Source organism: Paenibacillus sp. JT22N1 (genome assembly GCF_059692155.1).
Window position 1 is genome coordinate 167,444 of sequence record NZ_JCAUAW010000010.1, and the last position, 20,340, is coordinate 187,783.

At 43.3% G+C, this 20,340-nt stretch carries 22 protein-coding genes; 6 read left to right on the plus strand and 16 right to left on the minus strand.

Annotated elements, in window-relative coordinates:
• The first annotated feature begins 101 nt into the window (after positions 1-101).
• The 3 genes from larE to larC are packed head-to-tail and all read left to right on the plus strand — an operon-like array spanning position 102 to position 2,593.
• The gene (gene larE / locus AC58UU_RS19975; protein ID WP_036632720.1) at positions 102-950 is read left to right on the plus strand and encodes an ATP-dependent sacrificial sulfur transferase LarE; all 849 of its coding nucleotides are present in this window, start codon (positions 102-104) and stop codon (positions 948-950) included.
• The gene (larB, locus tag AC58UU_RS19980; protein WP_497318476.1) at positions 947-1,723 is read left to right on the plus strand and encodes a nickel pincer cofactor biosynthesis protein LarB; all 777 of its coding nucleotides are present in this window, start codon (positions 947-949) and stop codon (positions 1,721-1,723) included. The genes larE and larB overlap by 4 nt, the downstream gene beginning before the upstream one ends.
• 9 nt (positions 1,724-1,732) lie before the next feature.
• Positions 1,733-2,593, plus strand: coding sequence for a nickel pincer cofactor biosynthesis protein LarC (larC, locus tag AC58UU_RS19985; protein WP_497318477.1), 861 nt, complete (start codon positions 1,733-1,735; stop codon positions 2,591-2,593).
• Between the two features lie 50 nt (positions 2,594-2,643).
• On the opposite strand, the gene larC2 is transcribed toward larC, so the two are convergent.
• Complete coding sequence (larC2, locus tag AC58UU_RS19990; protein ID WP_497318478.1) at positions 2,644-3,132, minus strand: nickel pincer cofactor biosynthesis protein LarC2; 489 nt, start codon at positions 3,130-3,132, stop codon at positions 2,644-2,646.
• Between the two features lie 116 nt (positions 3,133-3,248).
• Between larC2 and AC58UU_RS19995 the strand changes: the two genes are divergently transcribed.
• Positions 3,249-4,298: a M23 family metallopeptidase gene (locus AC58UU_RS19995; RefSeq protein WP_497318479.1), complete on the plus strand. Its 1,050-nt coding sequence runs from the start codon at positions 3,249-3,251 to the stop codon at positions 4,296-4,298.
• A gap of 10 nt (positions 4,299-4,308) precedes the next feature.
• Here the strand turns inward: AC58UU_RS19995 and yunB are convergent, their stop codons facing one another.
• Positions 4,309-5,106, minus strand: a complete 798-nt coding sequence (gene yunB / locus AC58UU_RS20000; RefSeq protein ID WP_497318480.1) for a sporulation protein YunB — start codon at positions 5,104-5,106, stop codon at positions 4,309-4,311.
• 905 nt (positions 5,107-6,011) lie between these two features.
• On the opposite strand from yunB, the gene AC58UU_RS20005 reads away from it, so the two are divergent.
• Both AC58UU_RS20005 and AC58UU_RS20010 read left to right on the plus strand, forming a co-directional pair.
• On the plus strand, positions 6,012-6,860 hold the full coding sequence (locus AC58UU_RS20005; protein ID WP_497318481.1) for a transposase: 849 nt from the start codon (positions 6,012-6,014) through the stop codon (positions 6,858-6,860).
• A gap of 298 nt (positions 6,861-7,158) precedes the next feature.
• The gene (locus AC58UU_RS20010) at positions 7,159-7,524 is read left to right on the plus strand and encodes a hypothetical protein (RefSeq protein WP_497318482.1); all 366 of its coding nucleotides are present in this window, start codon (positions 7,159-7,161) and stop codon (positions 7,522-7,524) included.
• 55 nt (positions 7,525-7,579) lie between these two features.
• On the opposite strand, the gene AC58UU_RS20015 is transcribed toward AC58UU_RS20010, so the two are convergent.
• From AC58UU_RS20015 to AC58UU_RS20080, 14 genes are all read right to left on the minus strand, one after another.
• Positions 7,580-8,443, minus strand: coding sequence for a hypothetical protein (locus tag AC58UU_RS20015; protein ID WP_497318483.1), 864 nt, complete (start codon positions 8,441-8,443; stop codon positions 7,580-7,582).
• A gap of 157 nt (positions 8,444-8,600) precedes the next feature.
• Positions 8,601-9,161, minus strand: a complete 561-nt coding sequence (locus tag AC58UU_RS20020; RefSeq protein ID WP_497318484.1) for a 5' nucleotidase, NT5C type — start codon at positions 9,159-9,161, stop codon at positions 8,601-8,603.
• A gap of 63 nt (positions 9,162-9,224) precedes the next feature.
• The gene (locus AC58UU_RS20025; RefSeq protein ID WP_497318485.1) at positions 9,225-9,869 is read right to left on the minus strand and encodes a pentapeptide repeat-containing protein; all 645 of its coding nucleotides are present in this window, start codon (positions 9,867-9,869) and stop codon (positions 9,225-9,227) included.
• Between the two features lie 92 nt (positions 9,870-9,961).
• Positions 9,962-10,537 (minus strand): hypothetical protein, encoded by a 576-nt coding sequence (locus tag AC58UU_RS20030; RefSeq protein ID WP_497318486.1) that lies wholly within the window; start codon positions 10,535-10,537, stop codon positions 9,962-9,964.
• Positions 10,538-10,792: 255 nt separating this feature from the next.
• Complete coding sequence (locus AC58UU_RS20035) at positions 10,793-11,815, minus strand: ATP-grasp domain-containing protein (protein ID WP_497318487.1); 1,023 nt, start codon at positions 11,813-11,815, stop codon at positions 10,793-10,795.
• Complete coding sequence (locus AC58UU_RS20040) at positions 11,812-12,648, minus strand: HAD family hydrolase (RefSeq protein WP_497318488.1); 837 nt, start codon at positions 12,646-12,648, stop codon at positions 11,812-11,814. The genes AC58UU_RS20035 and AC58UU_RS20040 overlap by 4 nt, the downstream gene beginning before the upstream one ends.
• Positions 12,645-13,778, minus strand: a complete 1,134-nt coding sequence (locus tag AC58UU_RS20045; protein ID WP_497318489.1) for a cysteine protease StiP family protein — start codon at positions 13,776-13,778, stop codon at positions 12,645-12,647. The genes AC58UU_RS20040 and AC58UU_RS20045 overlap by 4 nt, the downstream gene beginning before the upstream one ends.
• Positions 13,751-15,166, minus strand: coding sequence for a phosphoribosyltransferase family protein (locus tag AC58UU_RS20050; protein WP_497318490.1), 1,416 nt, complete (start codon positions 15,164-15,166; stop codon positions 13,751-13,753). The genes AC58UU_RS20045 and AC58UU_RS20050 overlap by 28 nt, the downstream gene beginning before the upstream one ends.
• Complete coding sequence (locus AC58UU_RS20055; RefSeq protein ID WP_497318491.1) at positions 15,111-16,214, minus strand: HpcH/HpaI aldolase/citrate lyase family protein; 1,104 nt, start codon at positions 16,212-16,214, stop codon at positions 15,111-15,113. The genes AC58UU_RS20050 and AC58UU_RS20055 overlap by 56 nt, the downstream gene beginning before the upstream one ends.
• A 75-nt stretch (positions 16,215-16,289) precedes the next feature.
• Positions 16,290-17,027: a TerC family protein gene (locus tag AC58UU_RS20060; protein ID WP_497318492.1), complete on the minus strand. Its 738-nt coding sequence runs from the start codon at positions 17,025-17,027 to the stop codon at positions 16,290-16,292.
• Between the two features lie 32 nt (positions 17,028-17,059).
• Positions 17,060-18,316, minus strand: a complete 1,257-nt coding sequence (locus tag AC58UU_RS20065) for a TerD family protein (RefSeq protein WP_497318493.1) — start codon at positions 18,314-18,316, stop codon at positions 17,060-17,062.
• Positions 18,317-18,387: 71 nt separating this feature from the next.
• The gene (locus tag AC58UU_RS20070) at positions 18,388-18,975 is read right to left on the minus strand and encodes a TerD family protein (protein WP_171692820.1); all 588 of its coding nucleotides are present in this window, start codon (positions 18,973-18,975) and stop codon (positions 18,388-18,390) included.
• Between the two features lie 52 nt (positions 18,976-19,027).
• Complete coding sequence (locus AC58UU_RS20075; RefSeq protein ID WP_497318494.1) at positions 19,028-19,609, minus strand: TerD family protein; 582 nt, start codon at positions 19,607-19,609, stop codon at positions 19,028-19,030.
• 39 nt (positions 19,610-19,648) lie between these two features.
• Positions 19,649-20,248: a TerD family protein gene (locus AC58UU_RS20080; protein WP_057307630.1), complete on the minus strand. Its 600-nt coding sequence runs from the start codon at positions 20,246-20,248 to the stop codon at positions 19,649-19,651.
• Positions 20,249-20,340 lie beyond the last annotated feature (92 nt).

Here is a 20,340-nt window from a genome sequence, read left to right on the forward strand (position 1 = left end):
CTGACAAAACAATCCACTTTGCCAGTCAGTTGTGATACACTTATCAAGATGGCCAAAACAGCTTAACCTATCACGTAAAGGCTGTATGGGAGGGAAGAAACATGAGCATACAAGAAGTAACACGAGAGAAAGACCGCAAGCTTGGAGAAATTTTAAGAGGTATGGGCCGAGTATTAATCGCCTTCTCCGGAGGGGTTGACAGTACATTCGTCCTCAAACGTGCGCAGCAGGAGCTCGGTGATCAAGTCTTAGCCGTCACTGCAGCATCCGAAACATTCCCTTCTCGGGAATTTGATGCCGCCGTTGAACTAGCAGAACAAATCGGTGTCCCACTGTACAAAACAGAGGTCAAAGAATTGGAAAATGCGAATTTCGTCGCTAACAATCCAGATCGCTGTTACCATTGCAAAACGGGACTTTATTCACATTTGCAGCAACTTGCCAAAGAGTTAGGGTACCCCTACATTCTTGATGGCTCAAACATGGACGATCTCGGTGATTATAGACCGGGTCTACAAGCCAAGAACGAGCAAGGCGTCCGTAGTACTTTACAGGAGTCCGGCATGACCAAAGACGAGATCAGACAGCTTTCCAAAGAGCTAGGACTGCGTACTTGGAATAAACCGTCTTTTGCTTGCTTATCTTCTCGTATCCCTTACGGGACGCAAATTGAGAAATGGAAAATCGACCAACTGGACGAAGGCGAATACTTCTTGTCCCAGCTTGGATTGTATCAGGTGCGCGTACGTCACCATGAGAAGATTGCCCGGATCGAGGTTATGCCGGATGAGATTCATAAAGTCGTTGAACACCGTGATGCGATCTATGAAAAGTTCAGCAAGCTCGGCTTCACTTACGTGACGCTCGATTTACAAGGTTACCGCACGGGCAGCATGAACGAAGTACTGTCCAAGGAGACGAAAGACAAGGTGAAAGAAGCATCCTTATGATGGACTTAGAGAAAATCCTAAAGCTCGTCCAAGCGGGTGATCTGGACGTAGAAGAAGCCAAAAAGCAAATCATCAAGGAAGGCAGTGCCGCAGGCCCAGCTAACCTTGATCTTGGATTTGCTCAGCTCGACATCGATCGCGAAAAGCGTACGGGCTTCCCCGAAGTCATTTTCGGGGAAGGCAAGACTGCAGAGCAGATCGAGACGATTTTCAGGCGGCTGATGGAGCACACCGACCGCGTGCTCGCTACGCGCGTAGACGCGGCCAAAGCCGCCCATGTTACCGCTGCCGTGGAAGGTGTCACCTACCACGAAACTGCGAGGTCGCTGACCTGGTTTAAGCGACCCATGCTTAAAGTCCACGACGGCTATATCGCCGTCGTATGCGCAGGCACCTCCGACCTCCCCGTGGCGGAGGAAGCGGCTCTTACGGCAGAATGCCTAGGCAGCCACGTTGAACGTATATTCGACGTAGGTGTAGCAGGCATTCACCGGCTCTTCCGCCGGCTGGAGCTCATTCGCGGTGCAAACGCGATTGTGGTCGTTGCCGGCATGGAAGGCGCGCTCGCCAGCGTCGTCGGCGGGCTTGTAGCCAAACCGATCGTGGCTGTGCCGACAAGCATCGGTTATGGCGCGAATCTTGCAGGTATCGCCCCCTTGTTGTCGATGCTAAATAGCTGCTCACCAGGAATCTCAGTAGTGAACATCGACAACGGCTTTGGAGCCGGCTACTATGCAGGGCTCATCAACAAAAATATGTCGAAACGAGCGTGAGATCCTACAATGCGCATTTTATATTTAGACTGCTTCTCCGGAATCAGCGGTGATATGACCCTTGGTGCTTTAGTAGATGCAGGAGCAGATCGAACTTACATTGAAGAAGAGCTTACCAAAATCAAGCTAGAGCCGTACATGTTGGAATGGAAGCGCGTTGTTAAGCGCGGTATTTCCGCCTTAAAGCTAGATGTCATTCTAGACCCACAGCATCCGCCGAAACATCATCGTCATTACTCAGAAATTGTAAAAGTCATTCAACAGGCAGGTTTCAATGAGCGTGTAACAGCTCTCAGTTTAGCCATCTTTGAGAAGATCGGTATTGCTGAAGCCAAAATCCATGGCATTCCCGTTGAAAAAGTACACTTTCACGAAGTCGGAGCCATAGACTCCATTGTCGATATCGTAGGTGTGGCCTTAGCCATTGACTCCCTACAAGTCGAGCGCATCTTTGCCTCTCCAGTACCACTAGGTTCAGGAACGATACATATCGATCATGGTATTTATCCCGTACCCGCTCCGGCAACACTGGAAATGATGCGAGGGTTACCCATTGCTTCAACTAACTATAACCTAGAGATGACCACGCCAACTGGTGCCGGAATTATTTCCGGAATCGTGGACGAGTTCTCCAAAAGCTTTCCTCCAATGATCGTTGACACCATCGGTTACGGTGCAGGTACAAGAGATTTACCTAATCAACCTAATGTGCTTCGCGTCGTAGTCGGTAAAGTAGATCCTTATATTGGAAAATGGCAAGTAAGCCACGAGCACCTTGCACATGAGCATAGTCATGGTCATGGACATACACATGATGACCATCATCACCACCAACATGAATATTCACATACACACCCACACCATACATGAGTCTTCACGGAGACCATTTATAAAATGCCAAAAACGCCTCTTCCTTCGATTCAGGAGGAGACGTTTTTTGTTTTTTGCTGCACAAACTGCATCCTAACTTCCTCGTATACCTGCTTCAAAGGAACTTGATACTCCTTAGCAATTTGTTCGCATTCTTTGAACTCTGGTGCATATTGTACCATTTTCCCCTGATGATAACCGACTTTTACCGTTAAAGGTCCCCATCGAGTTAACACTTGCTCGAATTCTCTAGCCAATCTATGACAGGAAGCGTGCATATACCGGATGCCAAGTGTCGTTGTCTCGCTAAAAATAACTTCCTCTACAACAGAGAGTCGTTCATCTTCAACCAGCACATTCAGCATAATCCCTGGTCTGCCTTTCTTCATAATAATAGGTACTACAAATACATCGTTCGCACCTACTTCAAAAAGCTTATCCATTATATAAGAAACCCACTCCGGGTTCATATCATCCAAATTAGCCTGAATTAACAACATACTATCGTCCACATGCTCATCCCTATGATTAAAACTCACTATCCTCACCTCTTACAGGCATCATAGCAAAAATCAGATAACAACGAAAGATGCAGGGATAAACATTCGTAGAAGAGTACATCCTAAGAACTAACATTTCAGGAAGGATGATAGAGATGAAAAGCAGACCGTTTTGGTCGCGGGTTCTTGTTCTTAGCCTCCTCCTATCAGCAACCGAATCCGGGACTCTTTCAGGCAGTGCTGAATCCCATGCCGCTGCATCTGACCAATTATTTACCGCAGCTCCGTCAAAAGTTAACCCGAACTTAAACACTGAGCGCAAAGAGCTATTCGAAAAAGCAAGCATCTTGTCGGGCATTCCATGGGCATACCTTGCCGCAGTTGATCAGTACGAAAGAACGATGAATATCGCAAAAAAAAGGCCCGTGCATCAAGGGATTACCAGCATTTACTTCCCTGAAGCAGATTGGGTCGGCTTATTGAATCCAGACCAGCAAGATACAAATCCAAGAAGCATCTCCTTCTTTCATGGTTTCGGGCGAGATGGTTCAGGTGACGGCATCGCAGATCGAAACAGCGATTTAGACGTACTGGCAGCTATGGCCACACTAATGAGCAATAATGGCAACAAAGAAGAAAATTTACAAATTAACTTGTGGAATTATTATCAAAACTCGCGCAGTGTTGAACGTATCAAGCAATTCGCTACAATCTATGCCACACTAGGTACCCTCGATGTTGGAGAGCATGCTTTTCCACTGCCGGTGACCGCGGATTACTCCTACCGCAGCACATGGGGGGACAGTCGCGGGTGGGGCGGGCATCGTTCCCATGAAGGAACAGACTTATTTGCGGGTTATGGTGTTCCTGTACGAAGCACTTGCTATGGCATTGTGGAGATTAAGGGCTGGAATCCATACGGAGGCTGGCGGATTGGTATTCGAGATGTGAACAATATTTATCATTACTACGCCCATCTGTCTGGTTTTCAAAAAGGAATCAAAGAAAATGATATTGTAAAACCTGGACAAACCATCGGCTGGGTGGGTAGTTCTGGTTATGGTAAGCCGGGAACATCAGGTAAATTCCCACCGCATCTTCATTTTGGGCTTTATCGTGATAATGGGTTAACCGAGTGGAGCTTTGATCCTTACCCCTCCCTTCGCAAATGGGAACGTGAAGATCGGATGAAAAAGAAAAAATAAAACCGCTCCATTATTGGGGCGGTTCTTTTTGTGTATTGCTTTCTTGCGTTGAAACTCCCTCAGCCTTTGGTGTTGTTGTAGTTCCCGCATTCGGAATGCTAGGCAGCGATAAACTCGGTGGACTCGCATCCTTATTACTGCCCACAGGTTTACCCTTGTTATCATAATAATACGTAGGGACATCCCCAACCACGAGTGAATAGGAAATAGGAATTTCTGTTTCCACAATTTCAGTATCGGAATCAAAGGGAATAATCACAGATACTTCAGCAATAATACGAACATATACTTCAAACATAACCATATTGATTCCCGCGTTTTGAGAACGTGTATTCAGATCAACCTTCACATTACCAACTGGCAGAAGCCGAATCGGAATATCCGGGCCAAATGAGGAGAGAATAGCACTATTCATCGCTTGCCCAACCGGAATATGCTCTGATATACTTTGCAAATCCTTCAGTTCACCTTGCACAGTTTTAATCGTATCTGCAGTTATACGCATATGTTCATTATAATTAAGCATGAATCCTGTTATTTTACCGTTTTTATCCATCTTCCAATCAATTAATTGCTCCGCACTCGTACTTCCAGCCACATGATCCGCAATAGCACTATTAATCGCCTGTGTTGCTATCTGCTTGATGCGTACTTTTGCCAAATTCATTAGTGGAGGTCTAAGATTACGTTCCACAAAAATAAAAAACTGCACGCCAAATAAGACAAAGATGAGAAGACCGATCAACAGCACCTTCTTGCGGTTTGTTTTCCCTGTAGGTCTGCTTCTCCAGCGTCGCCTTAGCAGCATCCCATTCCCTCCCCTAGCCACTCAAATCAATTAGTACTACCTTATGCGGACATGGAGTGAAAAAGAAGACACGTTGCCCACAGCAAGTCCACACCGCGGTCATACGTTCATCTCCTATGTTAATCTATCTCTTCTCCATCCACACTCCATTTGTGTCCCGTCCCCTGCGCGTCCATATCGTTATCGTGACTGAACCCAATGGGTCTAACCTACTTACGCCTGCTCAGTTATCCCCATCATTAGTATCCGCTCACATCTGGGCCCATCGTCTCCTGCGTCTTCGCTTCTGTGACCCATCATCACAGCTTCTTCCCACGTGCATCTCATCCATTCCGTATCTTCTCAAGCCTGCGTTCCATCATCGTAGCATCTTTCCACGTACGCCCCATTCATTCCATATCCTCTCACGCCTGCGACCCATCATCGTAGCATCTTTCCACGTACGCCCCATTCATTCCATATCCTCTCACGCCTGCGACCCATCACCATAGCAACTTCCCACGTACATCCCATTCATTCCAAATCTTCTCACGCCTGCGACCCATCACCATAGCATCTTTCCAGTTGCGCCTCATCCATTCCATATTTACTCATCTCTACACCCCATCGACTCCGCATCTACCTTTCCCACCACATCCTTCAGCCGGCACAATTTGTCCCTTCCTATCCTGTCCTGTCTGCGTACTTGTATCTCATCTCATTGTTATCTTCCCTACCACGTCACCTCACTTGTCTCCAACCCAACTTTTCACCACATCTATGGACACTATCCCCAATACTCAGAAACCAGAAAATCATTCATTTCCAAATAAAATATTTCCATTTTCTCTTGAAATAAGATCATATGTTTGGTATATTATTAGTAGAACACATATTCCCATTTTGATATAACTGGAGAGATGCTTATGAATTTTGCAAGTATGTCACTTGATCAATTTCAAAATCATTTTTCCACTGTTAGTGATTGCATCGAGTATATCTTTCATACTAAGTGGCCTGAAGGTTTTAGCTGCCCGCGTTGTAAACATAGTCATGCTTATGTGACAACTACCCGTCGTCTTCCGCTTTACGAATGCTGTCACTGCCGCCATCAAACGTCTCTTATATCGGGGACAATTATGGAGGGAAGCCGAACTGAACTAACTAAATGGATGCTGGCTCTTTTTCTTTTCTCCCGTACAAATAAAGGTACGACCGCAATCGAACTTTCTAAACTTATTAAGGTTACTTATAAAACTGCCTGGCTAATCTTATATAAAATCCGTTCTATGATTCATAGCTCCGATAATCAAACTCCGCTTTCGGGCTCAGTTTGTATTAATTCGGCTATCTATGGACGTCCTTATAATCCTTCTGTTCGCAAACACCCGCAAGAGCACCTTCTTCTCATAGGCTCATCAGTTAATGAATGGAATGAATCTACCTACCTCAAAATAAAGCATGTACTTCTTACGAATCCAAAAGAAAGACATATTCCTCGTTTTGAAACAACAGCCTTCCAACAACAGCACATAGAATCCGATACCCAAAATATTAAGATTGTTACAGGTTTTTATACCCCCACACGACTTCGCCCATTGCTCATATTCGCTAAACAAGCTAGTAAATGGATAAATAAAACCTTCCATGGCCTCGGACCCAAACATTTGCAAAAGTACTTAGACGAATTTAGTTATCGGCAAAACCTTTCTTCAAAAAACATACCTATTTTTGCCCATTTAGTTCAACTATGCTTCAAACCCGCTTGCTACTAATTAGACAAAGAGTAGTATTCTATTTGGCTATTCAATTTTTTGAAATTATAGAAATAAAACTTAGTTTCAATTGAACGACAACTTGATAATGCGTTCATACATACATACATACATACATACATACATACTTACTTACTTACTTACTTACTTACTTGCATGCATACATTCATTCCTACATTCATGTCTGCTTTGCTTTCATTCTGAGTTAAGGGGATAGTGAGCATAGTGGACTGGAAGCGAAAGTCCACCTTTGTTGAAAGGTGGTCAAGTTTGGATTTATGGTATGGGAGTTGGATGCTTGGTTTCCTGGTTTTGGGTTTTGGGTTCTGAGTTCTCGGTTCTCGGTCTTGGTTCTTGGTTCTTGGCTCTTGGCTCTTGGCTCTTGGCTCTTGGCTCTTGGTTCTTGGCTCTTGGCTCTTGGCTCTTGGTTCTTGGTTCTGGTTCTTGGCTCTTGGCTCTTGGCTCTTGGCTCTTGGCTCTTGGCTCTTGGTTCTGGTTCTTGGCTCTTGACTCTTGGCTCTTGGCTCTTGTCTCTTGGATGGTTCTTGGGTTTCGCGGTTCTTCGTTCCTAGCTCTTGGCTCTTGGTTTTTGGTTTTTGGTTTATGGTTTTTGGGTTCTTCGTTCGCGATTCTCGGTACTGGTTTCTTTGTTCTTAGTCCTTAGTCCTTGATCTTAGTTCTTGGTTCGTTTTATGGTCGGTATCGTATAGACAATATTTTTAATACCGATCCATGATTAGCTGTGTTTTCAGTGAATCTTGTGCGAGGAACCAGCCTTTACTTTGCAGATAGGTAATTAGTTCATCATGCTTACTGGATGCTGTCGATTCACTATTTGTTTTAAATGAAGCTTCAACAACGTATTCAGTTCCCGTACCAGCTGCATTAAGAATAGGCCACACTTCGATATAAAGCTGTTGGCCGCTCCATGTTCCGATTGAACGTTTAGCTAGAACCGGACCGTAGACACGGGAAGAGGAAAGCTTGCTAGTCCCCCAACCACTGTAAAGCCAATTATTAAATTTATCAGGTGCATTATTAATCAGAAGACTGCGGGAATCGGTCTGGTTTGGGAGATCCATACCGCTATAGCCTGATTTAGTACCTGTCTTTGGACGTGTGATACTTAGTGTTTTCTTCTGATAACCCCACTCGACTTGAGCCTCATAGCCCGTATCGCTTGAATCAAAGCTTTGTTGGTTTGCGAGTGTTAAGGCTCCATTAATATCGTTGCCAATAACGGCATAACGCTTTTTGTAGCTAAGCTCGAAAGCGTTCTCTCCCTCTGTTTTACGAATCCTTGGACTCCAACCATTGTTATAAATGTCCTTGGCGTTCGTGTCCAGGAACTGGACGTTCATTTTGGTCACGCTATCAGGCATGCCAAATGCACTCTTTACGCTGCTTGTAAGTTTAAAATCTGATCCAAGAACTGCGCTTGGATTAAGGAGAAGCTTCACTTCATAATTCGGTACCATGTTACTCGCAGCTGCGGCAGGCTTGGGTGCTCCGCCTAGACCAGCTAGTAAACTTGTTCCTACTACGGCCACTAGGACGACCGTCAGAGCATTCTTCTTTAACATCAGTTCATCTCCTCTACTCTTATGGAAAGTTTATCCACATAGACTGACATTAAAGGAAGAATGTCATTGGATGATTATCTACACTTGTATTTATTGTAAATCTAGTTAAAGGAGTAAAAAAGCTGAACCCCTTAACATTTAGGTGTTCAGCTTTGTTTCATTTTATAATTTCTCGGAGTTCATCCCAAGATACAATTCGAGGCAGGTTCAAGTGCTGATTATACGATCTATCTTTCACATATAAGTTCAATGGGAGGTGAGACAGGGTTTCCAGAACGGCCGGTTTATCATCAAAATAATAATCCAAGTTCAGCTTTTCAATAATATGTACTTTCTCGGAATCACTCATCCCACAATAAAAATGTCCCTCAACCACCGGGAAACCATTGGCTATTAACCATTTTTCCGTTCGGTCTGTATGCTCTTTGGCCCTTGCCGTAATATAGTAGACCTCATGACCTTGATGTACTAATTCTTGCAAGATATCTACGGCATAGGGAAAAGAAGGACACTGAGAATAATAAATGTCATCGCGGAGGCTAGTCCACAGCTTGCCTCCTTCTTCTTTCGTCAAACCGAAGGCACTGTGAATCTCCATCGTCGTTAAGGCGTGGAACGCGTCCAAGCCAATATTTTGCTTTAGTTTATTGTTATAAATATGAAAGGCATGTTCTCTTAAATTAATAAGTGTATCATCGATATCAAAGCCGAATTTCAAGGTTAACTCCTCATTTCACGGATATACTAGGCTGCCGGAGCAATTTCCTTTATTATTTTCTCCTTATTCCTTCAATATAAGTCCGAAAAGACTTGCAAAAACTGAGGCTTGTCCCCTCGAAATGATGCAGCCGCGTAAATCCTCTATACTCACACCTAAACTTGTAAATTCACAGCTACTGATATCAATTCCTGCAAGCTTCACACCCGTGAATTGCGCCCGGTCCAGCTGACAGTTATCAAAATACACTTTTTGCAGCGTAGATTCGTAGAAATCAGCATTTAAAAGCGAACACTCTTGAAAAACAATCTGCTTGAAGTTAGCCATACGAAAGGTTGCATAGTCGGCCAAGCATGTATGAAATAAGACGTTCCGGACAGCTGCTTCTGTCAGGTCAATGCCCATGATTTTGCAGTTTCTAAATTCAGTCCGATGGATCGTAGCTTCACCAAAATCAACGTTGGATAGATCGCATTTCTCGAAAATAACATCAGTCAGCTCTATGTCTTTCATCGATATCCGTGTGAAGGTGACATTACGAAATATCACTTTATCAAAAGCGACTTTATATGCGGACTGATTGTCAATGATACAATCACTTATAAGACCCGTATGAAAGCTATCTTCCGGCTGCATTTCCTCGTTCGGCAGTGTAATGGCTGGTATTTCTTTGGGGATTTTCGGTGTTTCAATTTTGGGAATGCTCATTTAGTACTCCTTTGTAAACAAGTGATAGGACAAAAAAATAAGCCTTACGGCTTTTTGAACATGTACCTTTGGTATTTAAGTCTCCCTTTATACTACCATCTCTTCTTCCCACCAGACAAATCTTGATCGCTTAACCCATTCAATTTCTCATACGATCCTTTCCACATCATATAAATGGATTGAATCTGGATAAATTCCTCGTCCGCCGGTCCTGCCCCTTGCATGAACATGGCCTCTAACATTTGTTTGTAAAAAGTCATTCGTTTATGAATAATTTGTTTCTCCATGTCTATAATTTCATCCAAAGTATGATAATCCATAAATGACTTCATATCGTCGGGAAGCTCTTCATCCATTTGTTCTTCTCTAGGTGAAGGTGTAGGTCTAGGTGTAGACATGCTCGTTCTATTACTTAAATCAACTGTCGTCCGCAGCTCTGACAATAGGATATTCTCTTTCGCGCACATGACATGAAAATATTTATTTTTGAGCAGCTCATTTATCACAAGTTGACACATATCTTTATTCCGTATTAACATACCATCAAAGGGATGAAGTGTCCAAACATGATCTTTCTCATATATATTGAAAGTGAACCATTCATTGGCATACAAAATTCTGGTATTAATAGTCGACTCGTCAACAATCTCAAATGTAAAATCCAGCAACGTACAGCCCCCTCCCCAGCATCACAAATCTATTCTTATATTCTACCAAATCATAACAAAAAAAAGAAACCTTTTCAGGTTTCATAGATGACTATTTTTCAATGAATTTAGACACATATTCTGCTTTTTCAGCGCTTGCTACGACAATGAGCACAATGATTATTCCAGAAAGTATAATCCCGCTTATTATCATCCTGTGCACCTTCTTTGACAGATTTGTTCATCTATATTCAAAGATATGATGCAAGGTTCCTTTTATTCGCCTAAATCCATAATAACGTATTTCTCAATGTGACTGGCCAGAATGCCATAATTAGGCTTTTGGTTGTCCACATGCCCACCCAAAATTGATTTCACAGCTAAATAAGGGAAATTAATACCTGATAGACAAGTCACATGCAACCCGCCAGACATTCTCGGATTAATCTCAAGTAATTTAGGCACACCCTGATTGTACTTCACTTGAATGTTGTAATTAAACGGGATCTTGTAGGTGGCAGCAACCTGATGTGCGATTTCGATCAGCTCAGGCACTTCCTCAAGCAGCCTTAGCCGTCCGTCCGCTTTACGACGCGGCACAGCGGCAAGTAATTCCCCAGAAGCCGATGCTAAGCAATCGATGCTGTACTCAAAGCCGTTTAATAATTCCATCACCATCAGGTCCTCGAAACGATCTACGGATGATAAGGTCTTGTATACCTGTTCTGTAGAGAGATATGGAGTAACTGTGCCGAACAGATCACTTAATGTATCCCGCCCATTGCTGATGATTCTGAAGCCCATACCGCCCTCGGCATTCGTTGGCTTCATACAAACCTGGTGACCTGCACTTACGAGCGCCTCATAGGCTGTCATAAATTCATCTGCCGTATTGACCACATGATAGTCAGGGATTGAAATAATGTTCGTATCCCTAATGGCTTCATAAAACTTTTGTTTTTCCAGTAAGTTCTCTAATAGCTCAAGGTCACGACAAACTGTTACTTTCGTTCCTACCTTTTCGAACAAATCAATATGCTTCGCTATTGCGTACATATGTAATCTGGGAATGAATACATCAATACCATGCTTTTTGCAGAAATCAAGGGCAAACTCCACATAATCATCATCACCTAAAACAGGTTCGGTATCCGCGTAATCAGCCGCCTGTAGAGCCATATGGGTACGGTCCGGGTGTGTGGCATACATTTTGAATTGAACGCCATCTTCATTATTGCGAATGCTATTCATATAATGAAAGGCTACTGAAAACCAACGGTTAAACCATACTTTTTTCATGAGGACTCCTTTATGACAAATAGATTCGTTTGCTCTATGTTTACGGATTCAACATACTTAAGTATTTCGTCCGTAGCGAAAATCCCGGATTCCTCGGTAAATGAATAGTTCCCCGTCGATTGAAGCTGCTCTTGTCGAAATAATTCTCCGTGTCTAGGGACGATAGAGAAATCAGCAAAATCAATCAAGATCTGATCCAAGAGAGAATCACCAGATGCCACAACTTGGCGCTCCTCTGTTAACTGCTTGAGATACTGAACGGCATCTCTTTTATTAACGACTTGGGGAACGACATAGACCTTTCTTCCTTGAACGGAAGTGCTCCAGCCCATTCGCTGAAGTTCTGCACTCATCTGAGTAACATCCTCAAGCGGCATCTTTGCTCGGTCAATGATATGGGAAAAAAATAGCTCGTCGCAATAGCTAGAACTGATGACCCATTCCGGACTAAGGACACGATCTAGCAGCATTCTGACATCCTGCACATGCTCACTTGATTCACTGACGCGAGCAACTACAGAAGCTTGCCATTCCAGGTCGGGATGTCCATCTATCAGAATATTCCCGCCGTTGCTTGTAACGGCATAGGTGGGCTTCAACATTTGACTAATTAAATGTATACGATTGTACTGCTGCATGGTTCGTGTCGTAACCGGGATGAAAATGAGCTCCGTCATCAACTTTTGAAGCAGCTGGTAGGAATTTGAGGACATATACGATCTCACTTTACCGTCAATAAGCTCTGCTGTAATAATCCGATCGCCTAATTCTTCAGCACGCTCTAAAGGCTGTGAATAGATTAACGTTTGATCTAAATCGCTTGCAAATATCATTCGGCATCTCCTTTCACGGATTTTATAATACCACAACAGGAATAAGTGAGACCTGGGTACACTTCTATAGGTACTTCCCTAGCTTCAGCCAAAAGGAGGATATGACGTATATTCGGATTATCTAATCGGTCTACTAATATCCGCCACGGCACTCTACGGAGTAGTACACGGGTCGTTTCTCCAACACCGGGTTTGATCAAGTTGATATCTGCAATCTGATACTCGCTCTGAATCGCTTGGATATCTCGCAATCCCTTCCATGAAATCGCCGGAGGATGCTGGAGTAGTTCTCTGGCGCTTTGATTTGCTTCTTTCATTACCTCACCAAAAAAGGGTACAATCTCCGCAATAAAATGATTGGAGAGATCCTGGTCCAACCACTCTTTATAATATTTGGAACCATGAAAGTCATTCGGCCCAATGAGATCCTCTCGCAGCACCGTTCGACTCATTAAACCGGATACTACCGCATTCAAGCAAGCACTCGGAATCAAGAAATCCTCTCTCGTCCCAAACATATCCGTGCAATGGCCAGGATCAGCAAGAACAGAAAGATCATCGTCCAAATTGATCCCGTAATCTCGTTCCAGCTTGCTGCAAGCCTCTATAAGAACTTTACGGATTGCTCCCTTGCCGGTCCACCCGTCGACAAATTGAATCTTCGCTTCTGGATGCTTTTGCAGGATATAAAACAAAGCGTTCTCGTCAATCCCTTTACCTCGAATAATTGAGATGCTGTAATGGGGCATGTCCAACTGATGCACTTCCTGCAGGTAGCGTCTTATTAGAATACCGACCGGCGTGCCCGCTCTAGCAAGAGAGACCAGCACCGTGTTCGGTCCTTTCTTACTGCGAATAAGCTCTGCCGTTGTACCGACTGCTAATGCAACCTTCTTGGCTGACATCTGCAGCGTCTCTTGGTACAATTTTAAATAATCGGACGTTGGTAGATGCTCTTGAGGAAGCATTTCTGAATAATGAGTACCCGATTGAATGGCTAGTTCTCTCGCATCCATCGACCTTTCCAGCATAACCTCGCTCAAATCCTTCAGCAGGAATGTCACATCGGTAGCTGGATAGCTGCCCAAGTGCCTTGGCTCCTCTATTGGTCTAGCTCGCCAATCGTCCATGCTGCATTCTCCTTCCAGTCAATCGTTTGAGAAGAGAAGAAAACAATATGAATCCGTTTCAGCCCTCGCGTTTGAAGAATTTGAAGCAGCGGCTGCATCGAAGCTGGATCTGCTTCTCGTTCCATAAATAAATAGAGATCGTCATACATGCCTACTGGAACGTTGTATAGGAAATGAGTGACATCGGGATCCTCCGGAGATGAATACGGATAGCCTATTTTGACTGCGTAATCCTCTGTATCAATGGTATGAATTGGACTCCTCGTCGTCGATTGGTAAGACACTCCTTCTCCCATTTCAGCAGCAATTCGCATGGGGATATACATAAACTCACCTGTGCCTATGCACAACGTCTTCTTACCTGTACGAGTAAGTTTCAATTGTTTGGCGGCTTGAGATATCGAATGATCGGATTGTTCGCTTTCCTCCGGCGTAAGACCAAATCTTCCACTATGCTGTAAATAAGGATGTTGGCTCTCATAAGGAGCATGAGCGAATAGATGATCTAAATACATGAAGTGAATGGGTCCCATTTGATTTGGAATAGGAAGGACAGGCACTTGGGGGGTCAAACTTTCAGATGAACCAGTTACTTTTACCTTACCTTTGACTAAGGAAAGCACGTGGATGGAGATACCTAGCTCCAGTTCTAGCTTCAGAAACTGCTGCTGATCCTCTGGGGTTCTCCAATCAAGCAGAGCAAGGATGTAGTAGGTTTTCTTCGAAAATTTCCCCTGCATATCTCGAATAATGTTCAAAGAGGTCTTACCAGTCGTAATTTCATCATCAACAAGGACTACAATCTCAGGATGTGTAAGCATCTGAGGATCCTTCGCGTAACAATAATGTGCTACCGCATGGGAATGCTCCTCACTGAAATTAATGATGGATGCCGATCCTTCGATCACTTCACGCGTGGTATGAATATAGCTGCCACCCTGACCAAAGGTTTCATAAACGGCATGTCCGATGGCTGTAGCAGTTTCAGCAAACCCTATAAAAGCAACTGATTGAGGCAAACTTAAACGATAGGACATAATTTCTTTATAGGCCGCTTCGGCCTGAGAAGGATCTATAATGCCCTGAATGGCTTGAGGGATTAACTGCTGCGGCATAGTACCTTTTAAGGCTTGTTGTAAAAGTAGTGCCAATGAAGCGCCGCTTAATAAGGAGGAATACGGATTCACAGGGATATGTTTCCCCAGCACTTTGCTAACAAACAGAAACGATCGTTTCTTATTGATTCTTGCCGCCATGGCGAACAGAGAGTCGAGGGGAATCTCAAAGGGATTATAGGTCAATGTCACTTGAAGCTCTAAATCACCAGCGATCTTATACGTATGCTCGATTTTGCTTGAGCAATAATCCGTCATATTGTTGTTGTTCATGCAGCACCCCATAAATTTGTGATCGTAAGAGAATACGTCTAGCCCAGCTTAAATGAGGTTTGATTTCATTCATTTTATTGGCATATGCGCTCTTAATAACGCCATGATCGCCATTATTGTTCGTAATAATACTTGTAGCATCCGTATACTCTTCATGAGTCACCGCGTATAGCGATTGAACGGGTTTAATATGAGTAGGATGAATAATCGTCTTGCCAATCATGCCGTTCTCTTTATCCATAATCACTTCGCGAACCAATCCTTTTTGAGGAAAATATTCCCATACAGGTCCGGAAATAACGTAAGAGGCGTCAACACGTCCAAATATATTAATAATGTCAGCTACACAATCTCGAATCGGCGTTATGTCATAAATGGTCATGTCTGGGCTGCGTCTCAAACCAAATAAGCTGGAGAAATCCGTAGCGCCTATTCTTACATTGAGGACCAAATTCTTATACTGCTCTAGGATCTCTTTAATCGTTTGAAGCGTATGGGTACGGCTTTCCTTATAAATCACAGGTCCAGACTCTAGAATTGGCAGACCATATAGCATTGGTGCAGAAGCCGGTTTCTCGTCATTATAATTTTCTAGTATTTCAAAATAAGCCGCTCCATTGTCTGCTGTAAATTTCGGGAATACAAATCCGGTTAAAAGGGCTACGTTCTCTTCTAATCTTTCGATCAAGTAATTCAACTGATTCACACTTCTTACTCGTACGAATAAAAGCGGAATATTGTCCGTATGAAGAATCCCGACCTCAATGAAGGTGGCTAGCTTATTCATTTGATTCACCAATGATTCTTCTGCGGCATGAACCTCATTTTCACCAACGGCATCTTCCAAATCAAGAATAACAGAAACAAGACCTTCAATTTTACCAAAAGCGATATCTTCAGCAAACGTGGGACGTGTAGCAGGCATATAAAGTGCAGCACCAATGGAATAAGCTAGGATTTCTTTGCGCGAATGATTATGGAAGGAAGTCGGAGGTAAATAAAATAGAGCTTTCTCTTCATCCGCTGTTAAATAATTAAAATATCTCAATCCCGATTCCTCCCTCTTTCGTTTAAGAAACAATCCCCCCGTAAAGGAGGGATTGTCATTGTATAGACGGTATTATTAGCTAGCTGATTTCTGCTTGTCCTTTTTGCGAAGCAAGCTAAGAACAATCGTGCCTCCAAATATGACAATAAGGGTTGAGAAGAAAAGAACATGTGAAATATGGACACCAAATGCACCAGCAATCATCTTAAGACCAATAATGATAATTAGGATGAAGGCTGCTTTCTCCAACTCTGGAATCTTGTCAATGAGCTTTAAGAAGACTTGCGCCACGCCTCTCATCATAAGTACACCTATGATGCCTCCAAGGAACAATACCCAAACCTGGTCACTTACACCAAAGGCAGCAAGTACGCTATCGACACTAAAAGCAATATCCATGACTTCTACAGCAAGAACAGTACGCCAGAAGGAAAGTCCTTTATTCTGAACCTCCCCTTCCTCTTCCTTCTTCTTGAAGAAAAGATTACTGATGGCAATCCAGAGGAGATAGGCGCCGCCGAGCACTTTAATCCAAGTGATTTGAACAAGGAACGTACCTACTCCAATAGCTATGAACCTGAAAATGTAGGCACCTAGGAGTCCATAGAATAAAGCTTTTTTCTGCTGCTCCTTCGGTAAATGCTTTACCATTACTGCCAGTACCAATGCGTTATCAGCGGATAAAAGACCCTCTAAGATAACTAATGTCCCGATAATCCCCCAGTTAACTGGATCAGAAAGTGTTCTTGAAAGCACTTCCCAGTCGAAAAAGTTAAGGAAGTTGTTGATAAAACTTTGAAAAAAATCTGACATGCCTTGACCCTCCTGTATATTTCGCTAATTATTTACTTATTTCCTGCAACCCATCTCATTCCCCATCCAAAGGCTTCATCTAGCGCCTTATGTCCGGAGAAATATTGAACAAGCCGCTCAATGCTAAAAGTTTCATTATTTTGATTACGAATTAACGCAATGGCACACATGCCCTGACGATTATCATGCTCGTTCAATTTCACTTCGATGTCGGGTCCGCCATCCTGTTTGATGGACACTACGCCATCTGCTTCAGACCAAGTGGTTGCACCTTCGTAAATGAAAGTGAAAATTAGAATACGTTCAAATTCAGAAAGCTTATTCCCATTAATTCGAATGTTCTCTCCTGTTGTTACGGAGCCCGTACGGTCATCACCGTCTAAGGCGATATACGGCTCTCTATGGAGTGAACCGAATCGGTTGCCAAGCGCTTGAATAACGCCCTTCTCACCGTTCTTTAATTCATATAAACAAGCTAGATCCAGATCGATCCCTTTGCTTTTACCGAAAAATCCACCAGGTTTCTTCTTCTGATTCCAGTTTAAATTAATGACAATTTCCCCGAGATTACCTGTCGTCTTCTTCGCAAGACTAATTCGATCGCCCTTCTTCTTCAATTCAATCTTATTCAGATTAATTGGAGCTGGCGGGATAAGAGGAGGTTTACTCGCTTGCGCCGGAGTTGAAACTGGGGGTGGCGTCGGTGTTGGATTAGGTACAGGGTTAGGTGTAGGTTCATCCTTAACCTCGATTCCGAAATTACCGCACAGCGCTTTCAGCCCACCGGAAAAGCCAGATCCAATCGCACTGAATTTCCATTCTGTGCCGTATCTATATAGTTCCCCTACAACAATAGCTGTCTCAACGGAGAATTGATTTCCTAATTCATATCGCAACATATCTTGCCCTGTGCTAGGATGAAAAATCCGTAAATAAGCTTGTGTCACTTGGCTGAATTGCTGCTTTAGCTTCTCACCCTCATGGATGGTTAGTGTAATAGCAACTTTCTCAACATTAGCTGGAACGTTAGAAAATTGAATAGAAAATTGCTTCTTATCGGTCCCATGAGAGGGTTGATCGATGAAATTCACACCGCTTTTTGTAGGATTGTTGTAGAATACCAACTGTTCGTCATTATCTACCTTCCCATTAGCGCTTAGCAAGAATGCTGAAGTATCCAGATCTATGTTCGCAGGAGAGTTCCATCCGAGTCCAATACCAATCTGTGAGAGTCCTGGATTTGTTTTTGTAACATCCGTCTTTTGGCCTTTAACAAGAGATATATGCATAAGGGCTGTCCCTTCCGTACTAATAATTATAGGGTGATGCCTTACTCGCACCACCCCACCTGTTTCTGAATTTACTGAGCATCAAGCCCGTAGTTTTTACAAAGGGCTTGTAGACCACCTTGAAAACCACTTCCCACAGCTTGGAACTTCCATTCTTGACCTTGGCTGTCTCGGTACAATTCACAAATGACAACGGCAGTTTCTACTGAAAAGTCCTCGCCCAAGTCATAACGTAAAATCTCCCGATTCGTTACCTCATCAACAAGGCGAACGAACGCATTTGATACTTGTCCGAAGTTTTGGTTGCGATTCGATCCATCATGAATCGTAACAGCTATTCCTACTCGGTGAATATGCGCAGGGATTTTGGAGAAATCAACTTTGATTTGCTCGTCATCCCCATCGCCATCACCTGTACGATTATCGCCGGTATGCTCAACGCATCCATTTACACCAACCAAGTTGTTGTAAAAAATGAAGTCCTCAAGCCCTTTAGCTTTACCTTCAGCATGAAGCAGAAAGGCTGACGCATCCAAATCGAATGAATGCCCACCACTATATTTGTTCGTATCCCAACCTAATCCGATAATAGCCTTACTGAGGCCAGGGTTCGTCTTAGTTAGGTCAATTCTTTGACCTTTTGACAAGCTGATTGTCATTGCTGCATCTCCTTAGAGTTTTCGCAAGAAAACTAGCATTATAAGTAAGATCTTAGGAAGTTTGTAAGCCGTAGTCGCGAGCTAATCCTGCAAGACCGTCTTTGTAGCCGCTACCGATTGCGCTGAATTTCCATTCGCCCGCGTTACGGTACAATTCACCGATAACTACGCCAGTTTCAATGGAGAAGTCTTCTCCAAGATCAAAACGAATCAATTCTGCGCCTGAACCTTCGTTAAGAATACGAACGTAAGCATTGGAAACTTGTCCAAAGTTTTGCGCTCTTGCTTCAGCATCATGAATCGTAATGCAGAAAGCAATTTTCTCAGTTTCAGCAGGTACTGCACTTAGATCAACACTTACTTGCTCATCATCGCCATCGCCAGCGCCTGTACGGTTGTCGCCGTTATGTACGATTGAACCATTCGCATTCTTCGGGTTGTTGTAGAAGATGAAATCAGATTCAGATCCTACTTTACCAGAAGCATTAACAGCGAAAATGGAAGCATCTAGATCGAAATCTTTACCGCCATCATATTTGTTCGTGTCCCAACCTAGACCAACTACAACTTTCGTTAGACCTGGGTTTGATTTCGTTAAATCTACTTTTTGACCTTTGGATAGTGAAATTGCCATTGCATATGACCTCGCTTTATAGTGGATTTGGTGTTGCTATTATTGATAACGTTTAACTAATTGTCCTACCGTTGTATCCGTGCTGCCTTCACCAATCGCGTTGAATTTCCATTCGCCGCTATGACGATAAAGTTCACCAACAATCAGGGATGTTTTACCTGAATAATCTTCGGTCAGATTAAACTTAATCAATTCTTGGTTATTCGAATCATTCACTAACCGGATATAGGCGGATTGAACGAGACCGAAATCTTGCTTTCTATTCACGCAGTCGTAAATATTAACAACGAAAACGATCTTACTAACATCCGCAGGAACTTGTCCTAAATTAACAGATACTTGCTCATCATCGCCATCGCCTTCCCCTGTGCGGTTATCACCGGAGTGAACAACTGAACCATCAGGGCTTTGCAAGTTAGCGAAGAAAACAACATTCTTCTCTTTAGTCAATTTCCCATTCTCATCTAATAAGATGACTGAAGCGTCGCAATCAATTTCAACAGCTGTTTTTTTGGATCCGAAGAAACCTTTCTTCTCCACAACTGCCGGATCCCAACCTAGTCCAACTACAACTTTGGAAAGACCCGCATTACCTTTTGTTAAATCAATTTTTTGACCTTTGACCAAACTAATTGTCAACGAGGTCACCTCCCTTCATATCCTGTATTCGTACACTCTTTCATTTGATACGGATGAAGTTCGAACACGTTTCATTTTTCCGTTTAAATTAT

Bases quoted from the DNA above. Each gene is read 5' to 3' on its own strand.
- AC58UU_RS19995 (WP_497318479.1), top strand. From the start codon at position 3,249: ATGAAAAGCAGACCGTTTTGGTCGCGGGTTCTTGTTCTTAGCCTCCTC.
- larB (WP_497318476.1), top strand. From the start codon at position 947: ATGATGGACTTAGAGAAAATCCTAAAGCTCGTCCAAGCGGGTGATCTG.
- AC58UU_RS20070 (WP_171692820.1), bottom strand. From the start codon at position 18,975: ATGACAATCAGCTTGTCAAAAGGTCAAAGAATTGACCTAACTAAGACG.
- AC58UU_RS20005 (WP_497318481.1), top strand. From the start codon at position 6,012: ATGAATTTTGCAAGTATGTCACTTGATCAATTTCAAAATCATTTTTCC.
- AC58UU_RS20065 (WP_497318493.1), bottom strand. From the start codon at position 18,316: ATGCATATATCTCTTGTTAAAGGCCAAAAGACGGATGTTACAAAAACA.
- AC58UU_RS20035 (WP_497318487.1), bottom strand. From the start codon at position 11,815: ATGAAAAAAGTATGGTTTAACCGTTGGTTTTCAGTAGCCTTTCATTAT.
- yunB (WP_497318480.1), bottom strand. From the start codon at position 5,106: ATGCTGCTAAGGCGACGCTGGAGAAGCAGACCTACAGGGAAAACAAAC.
- larE (WP_036632720.1), top strand. From the start codon at position 102: ATGAGCATACAAGAAGTAACACGAGAGAAAGACCGCAAGCTTGGAGAA.
- larC (WP_497318477.1), top strand. From the start codon at position 1,733: ATGCGCATTTTATATTTAGACTGCTTCTCCGGAATCAGCGGTGATATG.
- AC58UU_RS20025 (WP_497318485.1), bottom strand. From the start codon at position 9,869: ATGAGCATTCCCAAAATTGAAACACCGAAAATCCCCAAAGAAATACCA.
- AC58UU_RS20075 (WP_497318494.1), bottom strand. From the start codon at position 19,609: ATGGCAATTTCACTATCCAAAGGTCAAAAAGTAGATTTAACGAAATCA.
- AC58UU_RS20060 (WP_497318492.1), bottom strand. From the start codon at position 17,027: ATGTCAGATTTTTTTCAAAGTTTTATCAACAACTTCCTTAACTTTTTC.
- AC58UU_RS20045 (WP_497318489.1), bottom strand. From the start codon at position 13,778: ATGGACGATTGGCGAGCTAGACCAATAGAGGAGCCAAGGCACTTGGGC.
- AC58UU_RS20050 (WP_497318490.1), bottom strand. From the start codon at position 15,166: ATGAACAACAACAATATGACGGATTATTGCTCAAGCAAAATCGAGCAT.
- AC58UU_RS20040 (WP_497318488.1), bottom strand. From the start codon at position 12,648: ATGATATTTGCAAGCGATTTAGATCAAACGTTAATCTATTCACAGCCT.
- AC58UU_RS20015 (WP_497318483.1), bottom strand. From the start codon at position 8,443: ATGTTAAAGAAGAATGCTCTGACGGTCGTCCTAGTGGCCGTAGTAGGA.